The following is a 21976-nucleotide window of genomic DNA, read 5'->3' as shown; positions in this document are numbered from 1 at the left end:
ATTTAATACTAGACAGCATGGCAAATTCATTTTCAAACAGTTATGGAATCGGGGGTAACGAAGTCAGACAGGAAGGTCAGGAAAGCATTCTCGAAATCCCACAAAATAAAACTTTAATAGCCCAAAAATTAACGCCTAATACGCCTGTGCGTCCGGAAATCGTTACAGGTTTAAAAAATATGGATGAGGTTTTTGAACACTTTGATCCAAAAATCAATGTGGCTTTTGAAGATGAAGACGGTAAGGTTACTCGTGAAGAATTAGGATTTAAAAATATCGGAGACTTTTCGATTAGTGGTCTGACCGGGCAAAGTCCGTTTTTGACAGACTTAAAAACTAAGAACGAGCAGTATCAAAAAATGATCAAGCAGCTAAAAACCAACAAGGTTTTAAAATTAGCGCTTCAAGATCCCGAAGCCAGACAGTCAATTATTGAGACAATCGAGGCATTAATAAAAGAAATTGAACAATCTGATAAATAATTAAGCCATGGCAAATCAAGAAAACACGAAAGCAACAAATACAACATTGGCAAATCAGGAACGTTCAACCAGAACTCTTGAACAAAATGTTGAATCCTTTATACAGTATGGAGGCTTCGATTTATTGGAAGGCGCTATTGAAGGCGTACAGAATTTAAATCCTGAGCGTAAAGCACGTAAAAATATTTTCTTAAGCGAAAGCAGCAAAAAAGCAGAACGCCAGGCACTAAAAACAGTGCTTAAGTTATGGGCAGAATCATTAAAGACAACAGACAATCTGTTGGATTTGGTTTCTGAAAGTGCTAAAAAATCAGATGTTGCTGAACAAACACTAAAGAAAAACCTTGCTATTGCGGTTGCAGAATCAAAAGAATTAGAAGAAAACTACAGAACACTCTCCCTTTTCTATAAAAATACTGAAGAAAGCAAAGTCAAGAATGTGGCGATCATGAACGCAGAACTAGATCAATTAAAAGATCTTGACAATTCTCGCTTTATCGACAATATCCAGGAAGAATTAGTAAACGGATTTGACCGTCTGGATTTACGCCAAAACTACTCGCTTTTGGTAATTCCGGGTTATTTGGGTTCTAATAAGGTTATTGAAAAATGGGCAAAAATTGCTTATGATAATAAAGTAATGCTGATTACAGATTTCCAACATTTGGATGAACCGGATGATGTTATGGAAATGTTCGAATCAGCAAACTTAACCGGTGGTGATACCTATCGTTCTAATGTAATGATGGCGTGTAACTGGCTGGTAGGTCGTGGAAAACACGATGAAATTGAAGAAGAAGACCATTTATTTATTCCGCCATCGACTGCATTGGCAGGAAAAGTATACAACACATTGATGTCTCAGGTAACTGCTGGTAAGAAATACGGAGGAATCAACGAAGTTGACGGAGTAAAATTCGATCTAAAGAAAAGCGAAATCGCCAATCTTGAAAATTTAGGATTGATTCCAATGGTTAATGAATATGGAAAAGTTATGGCTTTTTCAGGCAAAACACTTTTCAACGGTGACAACCTTGGTTTACAAACCTATTCCGTTGTCCGGGTTTTTGATTATGTGACTAAAGTGCTGATGGACTTTTTAAACAGAAGAGCTTTTGAGAACTTTAATGCCAAAACAAGAAAAGAAATCCTAAATCAGATTGTCAAATTCTTAGACAATGTTGCAGGACCAGATAAACTTATCGAAGATTTTGAAATCAAGCGATTTGAGCAAGATCCAAATCAGAAAGACAGGATCTTTTTGGATATCCGATTGAAACCTTATTTCCCGGCTAAAAACTTCCTTATCAAAATGGATGGTCAAAAAGGAGACGATGGTAATGATTGGGATACTGAATATGCCGAATCAAAATAAGAAATAGATTACAACCGTTTTATAATGTTAAAAAAGAGCGTGTTTCCTTTAATTTCTTGATAATTTAACCTCAAATTAATTGCAAGTAACTTAAAAAATTAATATCTTAGAGTAACTGAAAATCAGAATAGTAGAATAGAAAAATCCCCCAACTTCTATCACAATTAATAAATTTTAATCTTTAAATTTTTTTATTATGTCATTCAAATCAAAACTAAAAGTTGGCGGAAAGGAATTAAACATTTTGAACGCTTCGTATGATTTGCATCAAGAAGTAGATGCTAGTGGTCGCCCATCTTCTGTTACACGCGGGGGAACAATCAATTTAACTGTCGAATCAACTGGAGATTCATTCTTTTTCGAATGGATGACCAATAACTTCGAAAGAAAAGACGGATCAATCCAGTATGTTAAGCGTGATACTGACGCTAAACTTAAAGAAATGAACTTCAAAGAAGGATATCTGGTAAAATACAGAGAGTCTTTCAATGCTCAGGATGGAAATCCTTTAACTGAAACCTTTACAATTTCTGCAAAAGAAATTTCTATGGGTGGCGGTGAGCACGTTAATGAATGGGTTTAATTCAATTAGAATTACTTTCAAGTTTTTAATGATGAAGGGTCTGTGTTGTTACATTCCCTTTATCATTATATCGTACTATTTGCAGTTTTTTTAATTATTTAAATCTATCTACTTATGTCATTTTTAGCAAAGCTTGAAATTGACGGAGAGGTATTGAATGTCTTGGAATTTCAATGCACTCTTGGTCAAGATACAGATAAAAGCGGAAAGCCGTCTGCTGATCCTGCCGGCGGAAAAATCCGAATCGTTGTAGAATCTACAAAGAGCACCATGCTGTTTGATTGGATGGTAAGCAATTCCCAGACTAAAAACGGTAAACTCACTTTTTATAGGCGTGACGCCATATCAAAAATGCGTGAGCTTCAATTCAAAGAAGCCTATTGCATTCGTTATGATGAGGCTTTTGTTGCCTATAATACGATGTCCATGAGAATTGAAATCGTGATTTCAGCAAAAGAAATCAATATGAACGGTTCTCAATTTGCCAGAAACTGGCCGTTGAAATTCTAAAATAAATCGTATGGACGAACTTAATACTAAATTTTTTGTAGGGTTGAGTTGGCATTTCGGCGGTGGCCCAAAATCGTATTTTAGCGGTACGGCTGGTGTCGGCGTTAGCAGAAGATTTGGCCCGGTTGATCCCGGTATTAATATTGCCATCAATGCCTATAATGGAGGCATGGGGGCACTTTCAGGCAGCAATGCCATGAATTTTGATGTCGTCATGACCGGAAAACTAACAGTCGGCGCAGGTAATACTACACCTATGTCCGTTTATCCGTTACATATGGATAGCGGAACAGGAATGGAAGATACTTATAAATATTCTGGAACAGTTGGAACCAGCCTAATCTTGAATAATAACGACAGAAATCAGCAAGTGGGTTTTGTACAATTAAGAGCCGGAGATTTCGGTTTCCAGTTTTACAATGACTTTGGCGGGTTTAAGAAAATCGGAATTGCCGATGGACACGATCGTTGGTGGACCGGAGGCGGAAAAGTAATTTTAGGAAACAACAGAAGCAATTATCAGATGATTATTGCTAGTGATGTTTTTACAGCCGACACCGATTCTGAAAGTGTTACTGATTCGGAAGCTGCTAAAAGAAGTCTTGCCGATTTTGAGCAGAGACACCTTGGAAGCAGCGGATTCGAAAAATTCAAAGACAAAGCATTTAATTATACGCCAACATCAGCTACTGAAGTAGGTCAGGAGTTTTTAAATGCCAAAAGAGGAGGAGTTGGATGGAATCCTAATGCACATTCATTTGACCTAAACCAGGGAAGGACTTCTTTTCATGCAAGAACGCCTCAAGGTAGTATAGGGATCAATGGAATTGGGCAAGGTCATATGTACTCGCAAGATTTGATTCACCGATTTATAAATTTTCACCTGATCCCGTCTGAAAGACCAAATTATTGGGAAGTACAGACAGGACCTAATATTAATACAGGATTTTAATGAAAAGTAATTTATGGATGATGCTTTTACTGCCTCTCTTTTTTTCCTGCTCCAAAAAAACGTATGTCAAGAAAGACTACCATTTGTTTGAGGAAAATTTCACCCTTGCTTCGGATGTGCTTTTGCGTACAGATGGAGTTTACGTTCTGGAATCAATCTGGAGTAAAGACACGGGAGAGCGAAAGGCTGACGAGCATATTTTCTATAAATTTTACAATACCGGACAGGCAAATCTTACTGTTGATTTAGACAAGAAAATAAAAACCGGGCAAGACTATCTTGAAAGTGTTGAGAAACATATTGCTTCAACCAACAAGGCTCGATTTATGACACATCTTGAAGGATACTATCGTCTGCAAGGCAATAAGATTGTGATAGAACGTATCACTGTGCCTCGTGATGTGGAAGTATATAGCTATGGTTATGTAGAGAGTGGTAAATTGGTAATTGTTAGTGAAACTATTGACGGAAAAGGAAAGTTTAACGACAAGCATTTCACAGACAATTATAAAGCAACCTATGTTTTTATGCCTTTGGAAAAATCAGGACTACAGAATCTGAAGCCCGGATGGTAATCAGATAATAAGATGAAGATTAGAGAAAAATACATATTCCTATTTTTTTTCTTGGCTATGCAATTATATGGTCAAGAAAAAAAATATGTTGTTTCCGATCTTGACAACGCCTATATGCAGGAAATGAAAGCAGAGAATACTGAACTTTCTGCAAGGATAAAAACCTTTCCTCAGGAAATACAGGACTTAAATAAGAAAGTCAGCCAGGCTATTCGTGAAAATAATGCCCAAAAAGCATTGGAATTGGCTATTGAAATGGATCAAAAATATCCGAAAAATGCCGATATCAAAAATTTTATCGGGAAGCTGAAAACCAAAGAAGCAAAATATGATGAAGCTGTATTGCTTTTTGATGAAGCTTTGGCTATAAATCCCGGTAACAAATGGTTTTATATAAACAAAGCAACAGCTTTGGCGGAAAATAACAAAATTGAAGAAGCGCTAAAAACAATAGAAAAGCTCAATTCGGCCTATCCAAATTGGAGCATTGGCTATAATTTTAAAGCATCTTTATTCAGAGAACTGAATCAGCAGAATGAAGCCCTGAAAGCTTATGAACAGGCTCTAAATGCAGCACCTCCAAGTGCTCAGATACTGACGAACAGAGGAGACTTTTATTTGGAATTAAGCAGAGAAGAACAGGCAATTGCAGATTATAAAAAAGCATTGGAAATCCAGCCGGATTATGCTAGAGCGAAGGAAAAGCTAAAATCGATTCCCAAAACGGTTTCCGATAAGAAAGAATAAAATAGTTTATTAAAAAAAGTAGAGTCATGCCAATCAGTACTCAGATAAAAATAGAAATAGCAGGAGAAACACTAACCCGTTTTTCAAAATTAGTGATAGACCAAAAAGTGCACACGCACCACAGATTTTCACTACTGCAACCTTTGCCTAAAGAATTTGTAAGCCAGGCTATTGATAAGGCTCAAAGTTATATTGGTCAAGCCATAAAAATAACAATCAATCCGTCCAATATGATGACGGCTTCTCCATTAACCTTTAACGGTATTATTACCGAGGCTCAGATGGTTCGAACAGCAGGAGCTTCCGGTGGTATAATCATCAATGGCTTTAGTCCGACTATTTTATTGGAAGGCACACCTAATACAAAATCATATACAGACAAGTCGCTTACTGACATCGTTCAGGAAGTGACGGGCAATTATTCAGCGGACAGCCTGAAACCGGCCGTTTCTGTACAAAAAGATGCCTCTTTGCCGTATACGGTACAATATTCAGAAAGCGATTTTTCTTTTTTATGCAGGATTGCACAGAAAAAAGGACAATGGTTTTACTTCAACGGAGAAGAACTGATATTCGGAAAACCAAAATCTAAAAACTTTACTTTAGAATACGGAAGATCGCTCCATTCCTTTAATATTGAAATGCGTGCCAAGTCTCTCGGATTTGAATATGTGGGTTATGATCCATCCAATGGAGAAACCCAAAGGGCAAGCTCTTCTGAAGCAAATTACCAGCCGGAAGGCTACTCGAAATCCGTATTCGAATCGTCAAAAAAACTATTTCCAAATTCATCAACGATGCTGTATTTCCATTCTTTAGAAGAAGGAAATTCAAAAACCCATTTGACAGACCGTGTAACGACCCAATTGCAGTCCCGTACTGCGGATTTGGTAACTGCAAAAGGTGATTCTGACGAAACGGGATTAAGAATTGGTGATGTGATTGACATTAAAGAACCGGCATTTTCACTGACAGGAAATCTTTTAGACGGACTGCAAGAGCAAAACTTCGGAAGCTATATTATTACGGATATTATGCATATCTGCGATGAATCAGGAAATTATCATAACACATTTGATGCCGTGCCTGATACGGTGATTTCGCCGCCTTATGGCAATGTACACAGTTTTCCGGTTGCAGAGTCCCAGCCGGCGACTGTAATTTCAAACGATGATCCGGCCGGACTTGGAAGGATTCAGGTCGCTTTTGCGTGGCAAAAAGATGCAGGAGCCAATACACCTTGGATTCGTATGACTAATCCGCATTCCGGAGGCGGAAAAGGATTTTATTTTATTCCGGAAGTAGGAGAGGAAGTCCTGGTTGGTTTTGAAGGCGGAAATGCAGAAAAACCATTCGTATTGGGAGCCATGTACAACGGTTCTGCTTTGAGCGAATACCATACTTCAGGAAACGATAAAAAAGTAATCCAAACCCGATCGGGTACAAAAGTGATTATGAATGATGCCGAAGGAAGTGTCTTTATTGAAGATCCGAGCGGCAATACCTGGTTAATGGACGGAAAAGGAAATATCAATGTAAATGCTCCTAAAAATATGACATTTACCATTGGCGAAAACTTTAATATTTCTGTTGGCAAGGACATGATTACAAATATTGGCGAAAACAGGACTACCAACGTTACATTAAAAGACAAGCTCCAGGCTCAGGAAGCATTTGAGACAATTGACCAGAATAAGACGGTCAAAGTTAGCGGAGATCTGAAAGAAAATACCGGAACTACAACGCATAAGGCAGAACAGGGAGACATATTTTTCCAAAGCGCCGGAGTTGCCAAAGTACTGGGAGCTATAGATGCTAAAGTAAATAAAGGATAACTCTTTTAGGCCAAAACCATAAAAATGAAACTAGCGAAACCCTATTTTTTCTTCTTATTGCTGTTGTTGGCCTGCAGTAGTTCCTGCAAAGAAAATAACACGGATAAAAACAATAAAGACAAAGCACTTAAAGACAATAGTACAAAAACAATGAATGTAGAAAAATTTTACTGGGAAGAAAACATCAATAGTCCGTTAGGATATCCGGTTGAGGTTTATAAAGGCGGACTTGAGGCAAAAGACGGCAGCTATGTGAGTTTAAGTCTTGGTCCTGATGCTGGAAACTGGGGAGAACTGGGGAGCGGAATGAGTTCTGGTGAGAAACCGGTTCCAAACCGACTCAATGTGACCTGGATTTCTTATGCAGAAAATATTTTCTATGACATTGATACTGAAATCGACTATGATAAATTGGTAAAGTTCTTTAAGGAAGGTTATGAAGAGAATAATAAAAAATGGGGCAGAAGAAAAGAAAATTATAGAACCATAATTGTAGGTTTTGCACCAGGTGGAATAGCCGTAGTATGGCTGGCCGGAGCAGGGAAACAAGTTGAAATAGGCAGATATCAGGCAGAGAAAATTACGATTCCGCAAGAGGAAATTGCCAAGCTCGACGACCATGACAAACTTCTTTTTGATGAAGCCAATGTCAAGAGAATCATGTCAAAAGAAAGTTTTGTACCGCTGGAAGTTCAGAAAGCAAATCAAAACAAACCAATTCCGTTCGGGTTATGGGATACCTATAGAAAACAGTACGATTGGAAAATTGATTTTGTGGTAGGCGAAGGCGGAAAAGCAGCTGATTTCAGCTATACTTTATTTAACGGAGAACGGGATGAAATTTTTCCTGAAAACCTTCCGGAAAAAGCCTTTAGCAAAAGAGCTATTCCAAAGCAATTGAGCCTGGGATGGAACGACCAGCAAGGACAGCTTTACGGCGGTTCTCTCGATTTTAATGAAAAAGAAATTTTCAATGCATTTGCGGTTATTTATGGAAGTGACCCAAATGCAAAAGTAACGTTGGTACTTACGGTAAATAAGACAAATACCTACATAGCTGTTGCATTGAAAACAGATGATAAGACAATACCATTAAAAGAAAACAACATCAATATTTTTAAATCTCGTAAAAAATAGATTGAAAATTTTTGGACTGCGATAATTAATAGAATGACCATGGGTAAGAGTTTTGTATATAACACTGGTGAATCAAAAGCTCCTGAAGAAGAGCTGGAAATGACTTTTGGCGTCTTTATCGATGGAACTTTGAACAATAAGACAAACACGGAACTTAGAAGGAAATACAGGAACGGTGGCGTTGAAAATCTAACGGATGATCAGATTTCTGAATCAGTAAAAAGAGACGAAGCGGCATACAAAAAGCTGATGAAGAAGGGCGTTCCTGCAAATCCTACAGAATATGAACAATACTTAATCGGTTCCCACAGAACCTATATGGACAAGATGGGAACCGATAACAGCTACAGTAACGACTACACAAACGTAGCCCGAATGTGGAAGTATTGCGACAAGGAATACCGGATCTATGTTGAAGGTATGGGTACGGATGATAAGCAAAAAGACAGCCAGGACGGTTTTGCATTTGGAGCAGGATTGACCGGAGTCAGAGCCAAAGTAAGAAAGGCTTGCGAAATCATGTCCAATAAAATTAATGAAGAAAAAAAGAAAGGCAATAACAGGAACAAAGTTCTGACAAAAATAACTGTCGATGCTTTTGGTTTTAGCCGTGGCGCCGCTTCTGCCAGAAATTTTGTGCATGAAGTAAATGTCAAAAAAGAATATGAGCCTAAGCCTTTTAATATGCCGGACGGCTATTATCCAATCGATCCGTATTCTGAAGGAATGCCGGTCAGAAAATACAGAAGAACCATTGGCGATGCAGATGGACTTGAAATAAGTTCAGAAGTTTTGGTTGAAGGAAAACTGCCAAGAATGGGACATTTGGGTTACAGCATCCTAAAAAATACAGATATAACCGCTGAAGAGCTGGAAGACATTACTCTTGTAGTACGATTCGTGGGAATTTATGATACGGTTTCTTCTTATGGTGAAGGAGGAGGAAGATTGGGAGAATACGATGTCAATGGCGAACTGAAGGATGACGGTTTTTTTAAGAAAGCCGCGACAGAAGTATTTTCCACTCACTTTGATGATGACGTAGAAGAATTGCAGTTGAATAATCTGGGCTATTTCCAGAAAATGGTGCATTTCACGGCAAAAGACGAACACCGGAAAAATTTCTCATTGACGAGAATTAAGCAAATCAAGGACAGGGCGATTGAAAAAAATCTTCCGGGTGTGCATTGCGATATAGGCGGCGCTTATGAAAATGAAACAGAATACAAAGATGAAATTGAAACATCAAACCACAAACCATTATGGCAGCTTGAAAAATACAGGCAGGAATTAATTGCCGGAGGTTGGTTTCATGATGACCAGATAGAAATAAACAATAAGTTCTGGAATTTTTTAACAAGCGGATTGGTTTACAGAAAGCTGAGCGGAACGCGATATCTCAGAAAAGAATACAGCTATTTGCCATTGCATTTCATGGAAGAATTTGGCAAAGACATTATGAAAACGCAGGAAAAAAGTAACGCACTGATTGATGACCTTACGATTCAGTACAGCGTTGAGGGTAATCAGATATTAAAACAGGCGAAATCCTATCTGGAAGGCTATATGAACGATGAGATTTCAGAATGGGAGTTTGTCAGTGATGAAGAATTGGCAAAAAGGAAGCAGGAGAAAATCGACAGAGAAAATCTGCAAAACCTGTTGGAAGAGCTGGAAAAAAGCAAAGTCTACCAGGAACAAAATGCAACTGGATTTGATGGACAAAAGCAATACTGGCCAACCATGCCTATTGGATTAGGAAAAGAACCGGAACCGGATCCTGATCCAAACGTAATAAACATAGAAGAAGTTGTGGTAACAGCCTATCATCCGCAAACACTCTTGAGAAAATTGCGAAACCAGTATTTCCACTGGTCGGCATCAAGAGACTGGTTTGGTATGGAACCGGCAAAAAACAGAATTAGAGGCGAATATTAAGAGTACAAAGAATGATTTCTATAGTTCACGGATTAAAAGAATACCATCTCGAGCCTAAGGTTGGAGCACGATATAGCTATCGGTTTGAAACAATCGTAGACGATTTTTCGAATAAGAGAAGTCCAGTACAGAAATCGTATATCAGAGACGTGCAGATCATGCCAATTGGAAGAGAAGGATATTTGGATATCTACCAGATTTTTACAGCTAAAATTTCAATAAAAAGCAATGTAGCTGTAGCCGATGAATATTTGATAAAGCAAATAGGATACGCCTTTGACGAAATTGAAGCAGGAGTTGATTATACGGGAAAAATTGTCCGTGTTTTTAATATAAAAGAACTGAGTTCCAGATGGGATAAAACAAGCAGCAAGCTTGCAGTAGAATATGAAGGAAACTTTATACAGAACTATTTTAGCCAGATCTCCAGAATTCTGAATGATGAAACCAGGCTGGTTGAATTTTTGTCAAGCTATAAAATGTTTGGGCTTTATTTTCATGGCCTTTTTGGTAATTATCTTTTATGGGAAATGCCAATCGTAAGGAAAAAAATAGTCGATGATTTTAAAAACTGTAAAGCTGAAGAGCAGATCCATCCGGAAAAGAAAGATGGGATTAAATATAAAATAAAAGGCAGCTCGGATAACCTGAATAAATACGAAGGCGAATTGCTATATACAGATTACCAATTGCAGGAAGCTTTGATTGAAATTGAAGACGATATGCAATCTGTCAAATACGCCACGCTTTTTTTAGGTTAGAAAAGCACAAAATATGCAGCCATGGAAGATGTCAAAGAAAATAATAAAAAAGAAATAGCCGAAAAGCGGGAAGAGCGCGAAAAAGAAGATAAAGTCTCTGAAGATTTGAAGCTTGTCATTGATATGGCAAAAACGCAGTGTACGCTTTGCACCAATCCTCAGGGAATCCTGAAGGTTAATTTTGACACGCCTACAACTCAGGATAAATTGACAGCCACAGTTGTTGAAAAAGACATGCGGAGTCTGATTTTTATGGGAACCTGTATGAAAAGCCCTAATAGTGCCGCCCCATGTGCCTCAGTAATGCAATTGGGAGACTGGAAAGATGTAGGCACGCTTAAAGTTCAGGATCAATTCCCGTTGTTGAAAAAAAGCACGATTCCGTGTAATTATGGCGGAAGCACCATAGAAATTACAGATAGCGGACAAAGAAGCGCACCGGCTGAGGTTGCCGCAGTTGCCGCACCTGTACCGCAAGAGGAAGAAGTTCTGATTAACGGACATTTCTATAATACAGACGGGACTTTTGAAGGAAAGGCAGACAAAAAAGAATACAAAGGAAGCGTTAACGATGTCTATGTTTGTTCCGGAAAAGAAACTAAAAACGATTCTAAAGGAAAACCGGTAGAAGTGTTTAAAAGTCCTGAACTGCTGAAAGAAAACGGAAAAAATATTACCCATTCGGATTTTTGCTATGTTGCATACATTGTCAATCACGAAGCAGGCGATGCAGACCTGAAGGAATTAAAATGCATCGCTTATGCCAGCTTCAATAGGGCGAAAAATACAGGCACAACCTGGAAAAAATTGCTTTCGACAGGATATTCTTCTGTTCCAAATAAAACAGAAATGTCGCAAACCAAAAAAGACAACAAATCAAAACTGACCCGACAAGCACTTTTTTATGTATTGCAAGGTAAAGACGATTTGACAAAAGGAGCTGAGTTTTGGGATGGAACTGACTTTTTAGCTTGGGGGAATTCTGAAACCAATCCGTACAATAAATTAGGACAGAATAAATTTGACGAATATAAATTCGTCGAAATTCCAAAAGATGTCTATGATGAATTTTTGAAAGCCAATGGAACTTCTACCAGATATAAGGACAACGAGAACCATGATGCCAAAACAGATAAAGGAACCCATGAGCATACTAAAAAGAAAGTCAAAAAACCTGTTATAGGAAAAGACGGCAAACAAGAAAAAGGAAAAGATGGTAAGCCGTTGTTCCAGGAAGTAGAAGTTGCCGACAGAATAAGATATGCTATTCCGGCTTCTGATTTCACTGATAAGACCAACTGGACGAGCGGCAGTTTTTATTATGATACAGGCGTCAAAGCACCAAATGGAATTTCCGGAACCATAACTGCCGGAAAAAGTGTTTTCTGGAAACTAACCCCAACAAGATTAACCAATGCAACTGAAGTTAAAAAATAAGGTCATCACCACGGCAATCCTATCTCTTAGTACGTTGCTTTTATCTTTCTGTGTCTCAAAAATGGCCGCAGAAAACTATACTATTACATGGGTGCAGCAGATTACTGTTGAAAATGGAGAAAAAACAACCGATAATTTTTATGGCATTTTCCCTAAAAATAATGATACGGTAGTTATTTATAAGGCGGCACAAGATGATGCAAAACGTATTGAAAAACAATACCGATATACCTTTAAAAAACCTTCTGAAAATCCAAATGCGATTGAGTTTTACTATAAAGAAGACACTCAACCTGAAGAAACCGTAAAAGTCAGATTTGAAAAAAATAATGTAGTTGTTAACGATGATACGTATAAGGTTAATGAAGCCTATTATAAATTTCTGATGCAAAAAGTACTGCAAGAAAATTCGATTCTTGAAATAGCAGCCTTGACAAAAGATGGATTAGGCGATTATAAGCCACTATTTGAGCCGTTAAACAAAAATTGGGGACAGGCAAAGGCAAAATCAGACAAAGGATTTAAGATATTGGAAGTTGCTGTCAAAAACAGGAACTATCAAACCGATTCGCAATTCTTCCAGCGAAAAGTAAATTTTTCATATGATAAACAAGGCAATTTCTTAAAAGCAGAAGGAGAAAATTACAAGAAGATAAAAGCCAAGGCCAATCAAAAATATTTTAAATACGACATCTCAGAAACAAACGACAGGTCTTCTATAGAATCAGAATTATACCAAAACAAAAAGACGCTTTCTGATTCTGTTATAGTCAAATGGGAGCAGTATTCCACAGCAAAAGAATACAGTTTTGTAAAATACCAGTCCAAATTGCACAAAAAAACAGTAAGCCAAAAACCAAAAGCGGACAGCGATTTTACGAAGTTTTTTTAAAAATGGATGGCTTTTGCCTGAATAATGTTAAGGATTTATAATCAGAATGTTACAGGAATATTTTTTCTTAATAAAATGTTAAATCAATTAATTCTAAGCCATAAAAACAGTAAATTCATACACATATTTCAACATACTTCCCCCCTCGAAATCTATTAACCATTAAAATCTAATGCTATGTCGATCAGCACTCAGATTCAGATACAGATTGGGGGAGAAAACCTGACCCGCTTTTCTAAACTTGTCATCAACCAGAAGGTGCATGCACACCATCATTTTTCTATTTTGCAGCCATTGCCAAAAGAATTTGTAGGGCAGGCAATAGACAAGGCACAAAAATATGTTGGACAATCAGTCGTCATCAACATCAAGCCCTCAAACATGATGACAAGTTCTCCGTTAGTGTTTAACGGAATCATCACTGAAGCCCAAATGGTAAGGACTTCAGGCGCTTCAGGCGGGATTATTATCAATGGATACAGTCCTACTATTTTATTGGAAGGGCCGCCAAACACCCGCTCTTTTAATGATCAGACCTTGTCAGGAATTGCCAAGGAAGTATTGAAAGACTATTCCGAAGACAGTCTGAAACCTACAATTGAAATTCCAAAAGATACGGCACTGCCTTATACCGTTCAGTATGCAGAAAGCGATTTCTCATTCTTGCGCAGAATGGCACAAAAGAAAGGACAATGGTTCTTTTTTAATGGAGAAGAGCTTCAGTTCGGCAAGCCAAAATCAAAAAACTTTACACTGGAATACGGAAGAAGCCTGCATTCGTTCAATATTGAAATGAGGGCAAAATCGTTAGGGTTCGAATATCTGGGCTATGATCCGTCAAATGGTGAAACCCAGAAAGCCAGTTCTATGGAAGTAAATTACCAACCGGAAGATGGCTACTCAAAAACAATTTTTGAATCGTCAAAAAAACTGTTTACAAACAGCTCCACAATGTTGTATTCGCATTCCCTTGAAGAAGGAAATTCCAGAACACATCTCATCGACAGGGTTACCACCCAACTCCAATCACGAACCGCAGATATGGTTACGGCCAAAGGCGATTCTGATGAAACAGGACTTCGTATTGGAGACGTAATCTCAATTAAAGAACCTGCTTTTTCCTTGACAGGAAATATCCTTGACGGGCTTCAGGAGCAAAATTTTGGAAATTATATCATTACCGATATCATGCACGTATGTGATGAATCAGGTACCTATCATAATACTTTTGATGCTGTGCCGGACACAGTTGTTGCCCCGCCTTATGGAAACGTTCACAGTTTTCCAACGGCAGAATCACAACCGGCAACAGTAACTTCTAATGCTGATCCTGCCGGACTTGGACGTGTTCAGGTTGCCTTTGCCTGGCAGAAAGATGGCGGAAAAAGTACGCCTTGGATACGAATGGTCAATTCGCATTCCGGCGGCGGTAAAGGGTTTTATTTTGTACCTGAAGTTGGGGAAGAAGTATTGGTTGCCTTTGAAGGCGGCAATGCTGAAAAACCTTTTGTGCTGGGTGCGATGTACAACGGAAGTGCTTCCAGCGGATACAGTACATCTGGCAATGATAAAAAAGTAATCCAGACCCGTTCCGGAACAAAAATTATCATGGACGATGCGGCCGGAAGCGTGTTTATTGAAGATCCGAGCGGCAATACATGGCTCATGGATGGGAAAGGAAATATTGATGTCAATGCACCAAATAACATGAAGATAACCGTAGGTAAAAATCTGGATATCAATGTTGGAGAAAACATGGCAACCACAATAGGAGCCAACGAAAATATCTCCATTGGTAGTAATAAGACAGAAACCATCGGGAAAAATTATGTTCAATCTTCCGAGAATAAAAATGTTACGGTTAAAAACGATAAGACCGATAATGTTGGAGAAAGCTACAGGCAGATTACAGGAAATTCAGATATACAGACTTCTAAAGGCGATTTAAAGTTGAGAGGAACCACGCTAACGGTAATCCAGGGCGGTAAAGATGTGAAAGTTAGTAAAGGATAATCTTGTTTTATAGTATAAGTTATGGCTACAGAACAACACAAGGCTCAACTCGAAAAGAAAAGAGCGGAACGAAAAGAAAAAGATTCCGGAGATTCTCCTTCAGAAAAGCGAGAAGTAGTCATGCATGGTGCCAAGCTAAAATGTGAATATGCACAGCAGTTGGGCGAGTTGAAAGTTACTTCGAACGAGTTGAATATCCAGGATAAGTTATGGGCCACACAAGGCGATGGTAACAATATGGTCAACCTTCAATTTAAAGGAACCTGCGGTCATCCCAAATGGCCTGCAAAAAACATGCAGCCGCCACCTTGCATGAGTGTCATAAAATTAAGTCCGTGGGAAAAATTGGGAACGACAACGGTACAGGAACAGAAAGTTTTAGTCAAAGAATCGACCATAACCTGCAATCCTGATTTCAATACGGCTGTAGCAAGCCCGATACCCAATGTTGATAGCATCGCAATCAAGCCATCTCCACTAATTATAAATGCCTATTTCGCAAAATTTGAACTAAAAACGGAAAAAAATATTACCACTTTCAATTTAACAAAAGTTGAAGAACGCGGATTAAGTTATGGTGTTGCATTGGTTATTGAAACCGTCGGATTAGCAGGAAAAAAATTAAAAGTAAAAATAAAAAGCGGCGTCAGAAAAGTACTTTCAGATGTAGATACCGCAATAAGTTTTATTGACTTAAAAGACATTGATGCCATTACAAAACCTGAGAATTATAAAAATGTAACGGCTAAAAATGAATTTGAAGTTGAGGTAGGAAAATTAGCGTCGGATACTACATTATCAAATAAAGACAGCTTTAAAGACAAAGGCATTTTGAAATTAATGCTAAACCAAAAACCGGATGACTTGTCGTTTGATCTGGCAAAACTCATTGACAGTGATGCAGGCAAGGAAGCGTTGGTTTATGTAGAAGTAAATTGCTCAGAACCAGAGGTAGAATATATGGGCGTTGATAGTGGTTCAGGTACTAAAAATGCCTTCTTAAAAGAAGAGGGCAAATATTTCAAAATAAAAAACAAAGAGCAAGCCTGGCTAACAACAGCCAGAAAGGAAATGGAAAAAGGAGTAACAGAAGCTACTCATTGTAATACTATAATTAACGATTACCATCAGGTAAATCGAGAACACAAGCCTTCTGGCTGTGCCACGATTACCAATGCATGGTGTGCTTCATTTGTTGGCTGGTGTTTAACCCAAAACAATTTTTCAGCTCAATGTGATCCCGGAGCTTACAGCTATGGACATACCAATACAAGATATAGAAATAAGAAAGTTGTAAAAGATGGAAAAACAGTCACGCTGCCAGACCATTTTGATGATCCGGTTTGGGCTAAAACCACTAATGGCGGCAAATTAGCTTTAGGCTCGATATGTGTAGTAAACAATAAAAAGCACGTCACTTTTGCCGTAGCAAAAAATAAAGAAGGAACCCATTTATTTGGATTGGGCGGAAATCAGGGAGATGCCGTTAAAGTTAGTGCCTACAGTGCAAGAAATTCAAGTGTTTATCCAACCGAATATACAATAACCGATGACGATTATGAATTACCAATCTATTATAGAGAGCTTAAGAGTGAAAGCGTTACTTAGTTTTTTATTCCTAATTGCTTTTTTTCCAAATGAAGTTGTATCACAGGTTGTGCAAGTTGATTCGATTTCAATTTCAAAAGAATGGAAAGACTGCAATGGAACGAACAAGCTGACAGTAAACGTAAATGCATTATGCAATCCTGACGAGCCTCCTTTTGATGGACATAAAACAATGATTGATGTAAGTTTAAAAAACAAAAAGCATTCTTTAAATATGCAATTTGATGATCCTGATTACCAAATGGAAATGATTGCTTTTAGCGAAAAAAATATTTGGTTTTATAGCTTAAAAGGAGCCAAGGTTGTTTTTATTCCGTTCTCCTATTGCAGTAATTCAGACTCAGAGAAAAAGCTATCTTATATTATTTTATATAACGACAAAAAGTATTTGTATCACATTCCTTTTAAATGCACGGAAGAAGATGACTGTGTTTTGAATGCAGATTTAAATAAATCCATGAGTGATTTGAATCCTAAAATAAGGACGGAACTCATAAAGAAAATTAAATCCCACTATAAAAAAGGAAGTGACTTCAACTAAAAAACCAAATTGCAATGGCACAAAGTGAAGAACAAAATAACGAATCGTATTCAGCAAATCCGAATCAAAAAGTATATGATACGCCACACGTTGTAGATCATTTGGTGGATGTTATTGCCATTTATTTTGCCGAAAAAAAGAAAAAATTCAAATGGACGCCAAAGGAAGAAACCTATACCGTAAAGAGTGGCGGAAAAATTGCCGATGTAAAAAAGAAATATACAGATACATTTAAAGCTGAAAAAAAGACCGTTCGGAATCTGGCAGCCGATCCTGATCATACGGCTGCTTTAAAGCCAAATGATCAAATAAAATTAACTTGGGAAGAACAGGAAGAAGATGGATTTGAAATGGTGAAAATCCCAAAAGCGACGATTGGCAAAAAGGTTTATATTGTAGCAAATTGCCATGGAGATAAAGCAAAATTGACCGTTCAGATCAATGAAAACAAATTAGCAAACCCTGAAGCAGTTTATGATGCTCCGGTCAAATTCCTTATTGGAGATCAGGAAAAAGACAAAGTTGAATTTTCTATTACAAAAGATAAAAGCGAATACGAACAGGAAATTACTTTACGTCCAAAAGCGGATGCTGATTTAAAAAAGCTGGTAGAAAAATTTGATAAGAGAACCGGTAAAAATGCTTTTGTATATTTAAAAGGAGAAGTAACGGAAACCACAGATGAAATAAAATTTCCTGACGAAACACATGAATTTTTAAATAAACAACAGGAACAATTTGAAGTTTCAGGAACACCATGTTATTGCAATAGAGATATTACTGTTGATGAAATGATAGACCTGATTTATCATCTTAGAGACAAACAAAATTATGTCAGCAAGAGAGATCATTTCTTTAATAGCGGAAGTGAAAAAATAGCAGAAATTTCAATTTCAACCGGTAAGATTTCAGACAATAGAGATAAGATTCAATTATTTGTCAATGAAATGAATACCATGTTTAAAAAATTTGACATCAATACCTGCAAAAGAAAAATTCACTTTTTAGGACAGATGTATTTGGAAACAATAAGTTTTACCTACACTTATGAAAGTAGATCTTCTGTGCCGGACAATTATAAAGGAGGAGTGGATTTTCAGGGTAGAGGTATGAAACAAATAACGCACGATTACAATTATCTGGCCTATTATGATTATATCAATACAACAACTTTTTATGATACGTATATCGCCACAAGAAGCGGTTATGAAGGCGTTGGCGAATGTGTTGCAAAGAGACCGGCTGCAACTACTGCAGGATTAGATACCGCTTTTTATGATGGACTAAAAACGTTTGCGAAAAAAATATCTCAAGAGCTATTCCATGCTTTTAATTCGGCAGGATGGTTTTCAACCGTATACAAACCAACGACTCTGGCTGAAATGGATAAAGGACTTGGGGATGAAAATATAAGATTAGTTACGGTAGCGATAAATGGAGGTGAAAATAATTTGGCGGAAAGGAAAAATTATACAAAATGGACTAAAGAATTTTTTAAATATGACACCGAATGCGTAAGAAGATAACAACCAGCTTATTAATTACTTGTATGGTTTTGCTTTCATGTAAAGCCCAAAATCACAGTGTAACAGAGAAAAATAGTCCTGTTGCAGATTCGACTTTGGTCTATGAAAGCAATAAGGTTATTGGCAAAATTACTCAACCAACAACCTACAATTGCAAGGCATGTTATACGATAAGCAATAGCAAAATTGGAAACATAAAAATTAAAGTTCCGGTCTCCAATAGAATGATAAACAATCAGTCCTTATTAGAACAGGATTTTGCAATTGACAAAATTGTAACGAATGGGAATAATACGATTATTAAATATTCAAGTACTTCATCGTCCAAGGCGTATGAAATGGAAGTGAATAAAGATTATATTGTCAGATTGCTTACTTACAGCTATGGATCAAAAGATATAAAAATTGGTGAAAATGATTATGAATCACTTCCAGCCAACTCTATATGTCAAAGTGAAAAGAAAATTAAAATTAAAGATACGATTACATTAAATGACAGCTATGTTTTTACAAATAAAGATTGTTTCGATTGTCCGGTAAACTATACAATTGAAGAATGCATAGCCAACAAAAAGAAAGGTGTTAAAATGAAGTGGCAGTAATCGATTTAAATTTCAATATAATTCAAAAGCAAAAGTCTTAGTATGCGAAATATTACCGATTCAGTTGACGGCATAAAAGAATTAGATATCAGCTTGTATCTGGAAGAACATTTGCAGTTTTATGAATTTTCGATGCTTGAAACAACAACAGAAAACGGCACTGTTTTGAAAAGTGAGGTTAAGAAAACGATACATTCAACGATATTAAAAAGAGATTTTGAAACGTATGTAGTCCAATTGGAAGTCTTTGATATTGAGTATAAAAACAGAACCGTTTCTTTGACAGAAAAAGATTTTTTAGGACGAATTGCTGAGGTAAATGATGATATAATTTTAGAAACAGATGGACATTTAAACATCAATAAACTGGTAAACCAACATCAGATTCAAAAAAGGCTGGAAGAAAAAATAGAAAAACTAGCCAAAAGCAATGTTGGGCCAAAAGTGGAAGAAATGTTTCAATACCTTAGGGATTTTTATAGCAACGATAGAAGAATTCTTTTAGATATAAAAAATTACAGACAGCATGGCCTGTTTCTGAATCCGTTTTATGACAGATATACACCTTTATCAATTAAAAAAAGAAGTGTAAGATATTTAAATTTTGTAGAAAATGCTGTCGTTAATATTGGGGAGGAAGCCCGGGTAAAAAAAATAAAATTAAAAGAACGGGAACTTGAAGTTGGAGTAAGAGGAAAAATGATTGCACCATTTTACAACGACATGATTTTTAAATCAATAAAAAAGAAAGAAATCTCATTTGATTCCGAAAAAGACAAACCTATGCTTGATAAATATGAGGGCAGTTTTATTTTCAACATGAATACCGGAGCAGTTAAAAAAGCAAGTATCGAGATTGAATTTTCACTCGGTGACAATTATAAAAAAACAATAAGCTATCAATTAAATGAATTAAACGATGCCGATAACAATTGATGATACAGGACAAACAGTAACGCTGAATCCGCCGTATTCGCCAGTTACACCAGATGATAGCCTGCAAAAGATAACTCGCGTTTATTTTGCAAAAAAGACCGTTACCCAACAAGGAGCGAATGTGGCGTTTACCCGTATAGATTCCCTTCATGCACAACAAGAAGGCGGACAAAACACGCCCTATGATTCTGTTTTGGGTAAGACCGTTTATCTGATTATCGAAACGGAAAATATGGCAACCTTGTCTATAGATGCCGTTGTCAGACCAGCAGATAATACATTAACCGGAAGTACGGAAACTCTAAATCTAATGTGGTTTAATCCGGCAACCCAGAATTTTGAAGTCAGAAGAAAAATGACCGCTGTTGTTGGTAATTTTGATGCCTTGAACAATAAAGGGACAACAGAAAATCCAACTGGAACGCACGATCATTATACGAACTTGGCCGATCATGAAAATAAAGCGATCATAAAACTACAGCTTAGACCATCCTTACGAACCGATTTCAATACCTGGGCAACCAATATAGCGGCTGCGGCATCACACACGGCCAATTTGGAAGTAGTGGTGGAAAGAACAGATAATGAAGCGTGTGCCTACGGCCCTGATAGTACTGAAGAAGTTAAAGAAGCCGGTATTTTCCTGAATAGTGATGCGCAAGGAAGATTTAGGGTAGGGAATAGGAACTTTTATGAAATTTATGCGAGAGTTTTATCTGGAGCGGCAAACAACAGAAATACCTATACAGACGGAACTTATAATTTTCTTCCTATGAATGGTACGGTCAGAAGGAAAATCAGCAAGCTGGAAAATCCAAGTTCTACACAAGTTACTTATTATCATTACGATATTTATGGCAATGAAGTATTTATTGCTACCTGCGACAAAACATCTGTCATGGGAAGGAATAACGGACAACAGCTTGGAGCTGTGCCTCCGGGAGCGCTCCGTACAGAAAATGCTCCTGCAGGTGGAGCGGCCCAAACCAACCATATTTTTGCAAATGCTATTGTAACAACAGGAAATCACAGGAATGATCGAACTGCCAGAGCTTTTCCAGGCGCCTTGAGAATTGTCCGCTATGCGGCTTCAGGAACTAATGTGCCTTTGGTCAGAATGCCGGACACACTAAATGTTACTGTAAATGGTAGCGTTATAGCTTATGGATTTTCCAATACGCAACGACGATTCTGTAATCCAGATTGTTTCGCTGCATTTGTGGGCGTTTTATCACAATACGGATTAGCAGGCGTAAACTCAACAGGAATGTGTTTTGGTGATGCGACTAGCTACCCGAGTTTAGCACATCCAAATGGAGATAGTGTTGACACGAGTTATCTGGCCAATCGACAAAACGAACAGAATTTATTAAATGCCTTTGTAGATTGGAATTTTGCACAGGTAATTGCCGGAACGACACAGCAAGCCTGGTTACGAAATGCACATAGGTATGCGACAGACCATAATGACCATTTGCATTCCGGAGATTTTGACAGCAACTCGATTCATAACATATACCAATAGG

At 37.5% G+C, this 21976-nt stretch carries 20 protein-coding genes; all 20 read left to right on the top strand.

Annotated elements, in window-relative coordinates; translation table 11 throughout:
- The first annotated feature begins 17 nt into the window (after positions 1 to 17).
- The 20 genes from ABH942_RS03620 to ABH942_RS03525 all read left to right on the top strand — a co-directional run bounded on the left by ABH942_RS03620 (position 18) and on the right by ABH942_RS03525 (position 21975).
- Positions 18 to 482 carry a hypothetical protein gene (locus tag ABH942_RS03620; protein ID WP_370029624.1) on the top strand — a complete coding sequence of 155 codons (465 nt, stop codon included), beginning with the start codon at positions 18 to 20 and terminating at the stop codon, positions 480 to 482.
- 7 nt (positions 483 to 489) lie between these two features.
- The gene (locus ABH942_RS03615) at positions 490 to 1857 is read left to right on the top strand and encodes a DUF5458 family protein (protein ID WP_370029623.1); all 1368 of its coding nucleotides are present in this window, start codon (positions 490 to 492) and stop codon (positions 1855 to 1857) included.
- A gap of 196 nt (positions 1858 to 2053) precedes the next feature.
- Positions 2054 to 2440 carry a type VI secretion system tube protein TssD gene (gene tssD, locus ABH942_RS03610; RefSeq protein ID WP_370029622.1) on the top strand — a complete coding sequence of 129 codons (387 nt, stop codon included), beginning with the start codon at positions 2054 to 2056 and terminating at the stop codon, positions 2438 to 2440.
- Positions 2441 to 2554: 114 nt separating this feature from the next.
- Positions 2555 to 2950, top strand: coding sequence for a type VI secretion system tube protein TssD (gene tssD, locus ABH942_RS03605; RefSeq protein WP_140001685.1), 396 nt, complete (start codon positions 2555 to 2557; stop codon positions 2948 to 2950).
- Between the two features lie 10 nt (positions 2951 to 2960).
- Positions 2961 to 3902: a polymorphic toxin type 23 domain-containing protein gene (locus tag ABH942_RS03600; protein ID WP_370029621.1), complete on the top strand. Its 942-nt coding sequence runs from the start codon at positions 2961 to 2963 to the stop codon at positions 3900 to 3902.
- On the top strand, positions 3902 to 4477 hold the full coding sequence (locus ABH942_RS03595) for a hypothetical protein (RefSeq protein ID WP_370029620.1): 576 nt from the start codon (positions 3902 to 3904) through the stop codon (positions 4475 to 4477). The genes ABH942_RS03600 and ABH942_RS03595 overlap by 1 nt, the downstream gene beginning before the upstream one ends.
- 12 nt (positions 4478 to 4489) lie before the next feature.
- A complete protein-coding gene (locus ABH942_RS03590) occupies positions 4490 to 5224 on the top strand; it encodes a tetratricopeptide repeat protein (protein ID WP_370029619.1) in 735 nt (244 codons plus the stop codon).
- Positions 5225 to 5250: 26 nt separating this feature from the next.
- Entirely contained in the window at positions 5251 to 7059 is a 1809-nt protein-coding gene (locus tag ABH942_RS03585; protein WP_370029618.1) for a type VI secretion system Vgr family protein, read from the top strand.
- 24 nt (positions 7060 to 7083) lie between these two features.
- Positions 7084 to 8196, top strand: a complete 1113-nt coding sequence (locus ABH942_RS03580; protein ID WP_370029617.1) for a DUF2931 family protein — start codon at positions 7084 to 7086, stop codon at positions 8194 to 8196.
- 39 nt (positions 8197 to 8235) lie between these two features.
- Positions 8236 to 10134, top strand: a complete 1899-nt coding sequence (locus ABH942_RS03575; RefSeq protein WP_370029616.1) for a phospholipase effector Tle1 domain-containing protein — start codon at positions 8236 to 8238, stop codon at positions 10132 to 10134.
- Positions 10135 to 10145: 11 nt separating this feature from the next.
- Positions 10146 to 10895, top strand: a complete 750-nt coding sequence (locus ABH942_RS03570; protein WP_370029615.1) for a hypothetical protein — start codon at positions 10146 to 10148, stop codon at positions 10893 to 10895.
- A 21-nt stretch (positions 10896 to 10916) separates the two neighbouring features.
- Positions 10917 to 12332, top strand: coding sequence for a DUF4280 domain-containing protein (locus tag ABH942_RS03565; protein WP_370029614.1), 1416 nt, complete (start codon positions 10917 to 10919; stop codon positions 12330 to 12332).
- Positions 12310 to 13224: a hypothetical protein gene (locus ABH942_RS03560; RefSeq protein WP_370029613.1), complete on the top strand. Its 915-nt coding sequence runs from the start codon at positions 12310 to 12312 to the stop codon at positions 13222 to 13224. The genes ABH942_RS03565 and ABH942_RS03560 overlap by 23 nt, the downstream gene beginning before the upstream one ends.
- A gap of 177 nt (positions 13225 to 13401) precedes the next feature.
- A complete protein-coding gene (locus ABH942_RS03555) occupies positions 13402 to 15237 on the top strand; it encodes a type VI secretion system Vgr family protein (protein WP_370029612.1) in 1836 nt (611 codons plus the stop codon).
- 21 nt (positions 15238 to 15258) lie between these two features.
- Positions 15259 to 16845: a PAAR-like protein gene (locus ABH942_RS03550; RefSeq protein WP_370029611.1), complete on the top strand. Its 1587-nt coding sequence runs from the start codon at positions 15259 to 15261 to the stop codon at positions 16843 to 16845.
- Positions 16796 to 17386: a hypothetical protein gene (locus ABH942_RS03545; protein WP_370029610.1), complete on the top strand. Its 591-nt coding sequence runs from the start codon at positions 16796 to 16798 to the stop codon at positions 17384 to 17386. Before ABH942_RS03550 ends, ABH942_RS03545 begins: the two co-directional genes overlap by 50 nt.
- A gap of 14 nt (positions 17387 to 17400) precedes the next feature.
- A complete protein-coding gene (locus ABH942_RS03540; RefSeq protein WP_370029609.1) occupies positions 17401 to 18912 on the top strand; it encodes a hypothetical protein in 1512 nt (503 codons plus the stop codon).
- Positions 18897 to 19514, top strand: a complete 618-nt coding sequence (locus ABH942_RS03535) for a hypothetical protein (protein WP_370029608.1) — start codon at positions 18897 to 18899, stop codon at positions 19512 to 19514. The genes ABH942_RS03540 and ABH942_RS03535 overlap by 16 nt, the downstream gene beginning before the upstream one ends.
- A 42-nt stretch (positions 19515 to 19556) precedes the next feature.
- Complete coding sequence (locus ABH942_RS03530; RefSeq protein ID WP_370029607.1) at positions 19557 to 20450, top strand: hypothetical protein; 894 nt, start codon at positions 19557 to 19559, stop codon at positions 20448 to 20450.
- Positions 20434 to 21975, top strand: coding sequence for a hypothetical protein (locus ABH942_RS03525; RefSeq protein ID WP_370029606.1), 1542 nt, complete (start codon positions 20434 to 20436; stop codon positions 21973 to 21975). Before ABH942_RS03530 ends, ABH942_RS03525 begins: the two co-directional genes overlap by 17 nt.
- Position 21976: the final 1 nt, after the last annotated feature.

Origin of the sequence: Flavobacterium sp. 28YEA47A, from assembly GCF_041262125.1 — a bacterium.
Lineage (GTDB): Bacteria > Bacteroidota > Bacteroidia > Flavobacteriales > Flavobacteriaceae > Flavobacterium.
The sequence above is the reverse complement of the archived record's forward strand: the minus strand, read 5'-3'. Positions and strand labels throughout refer to the sequence as shown.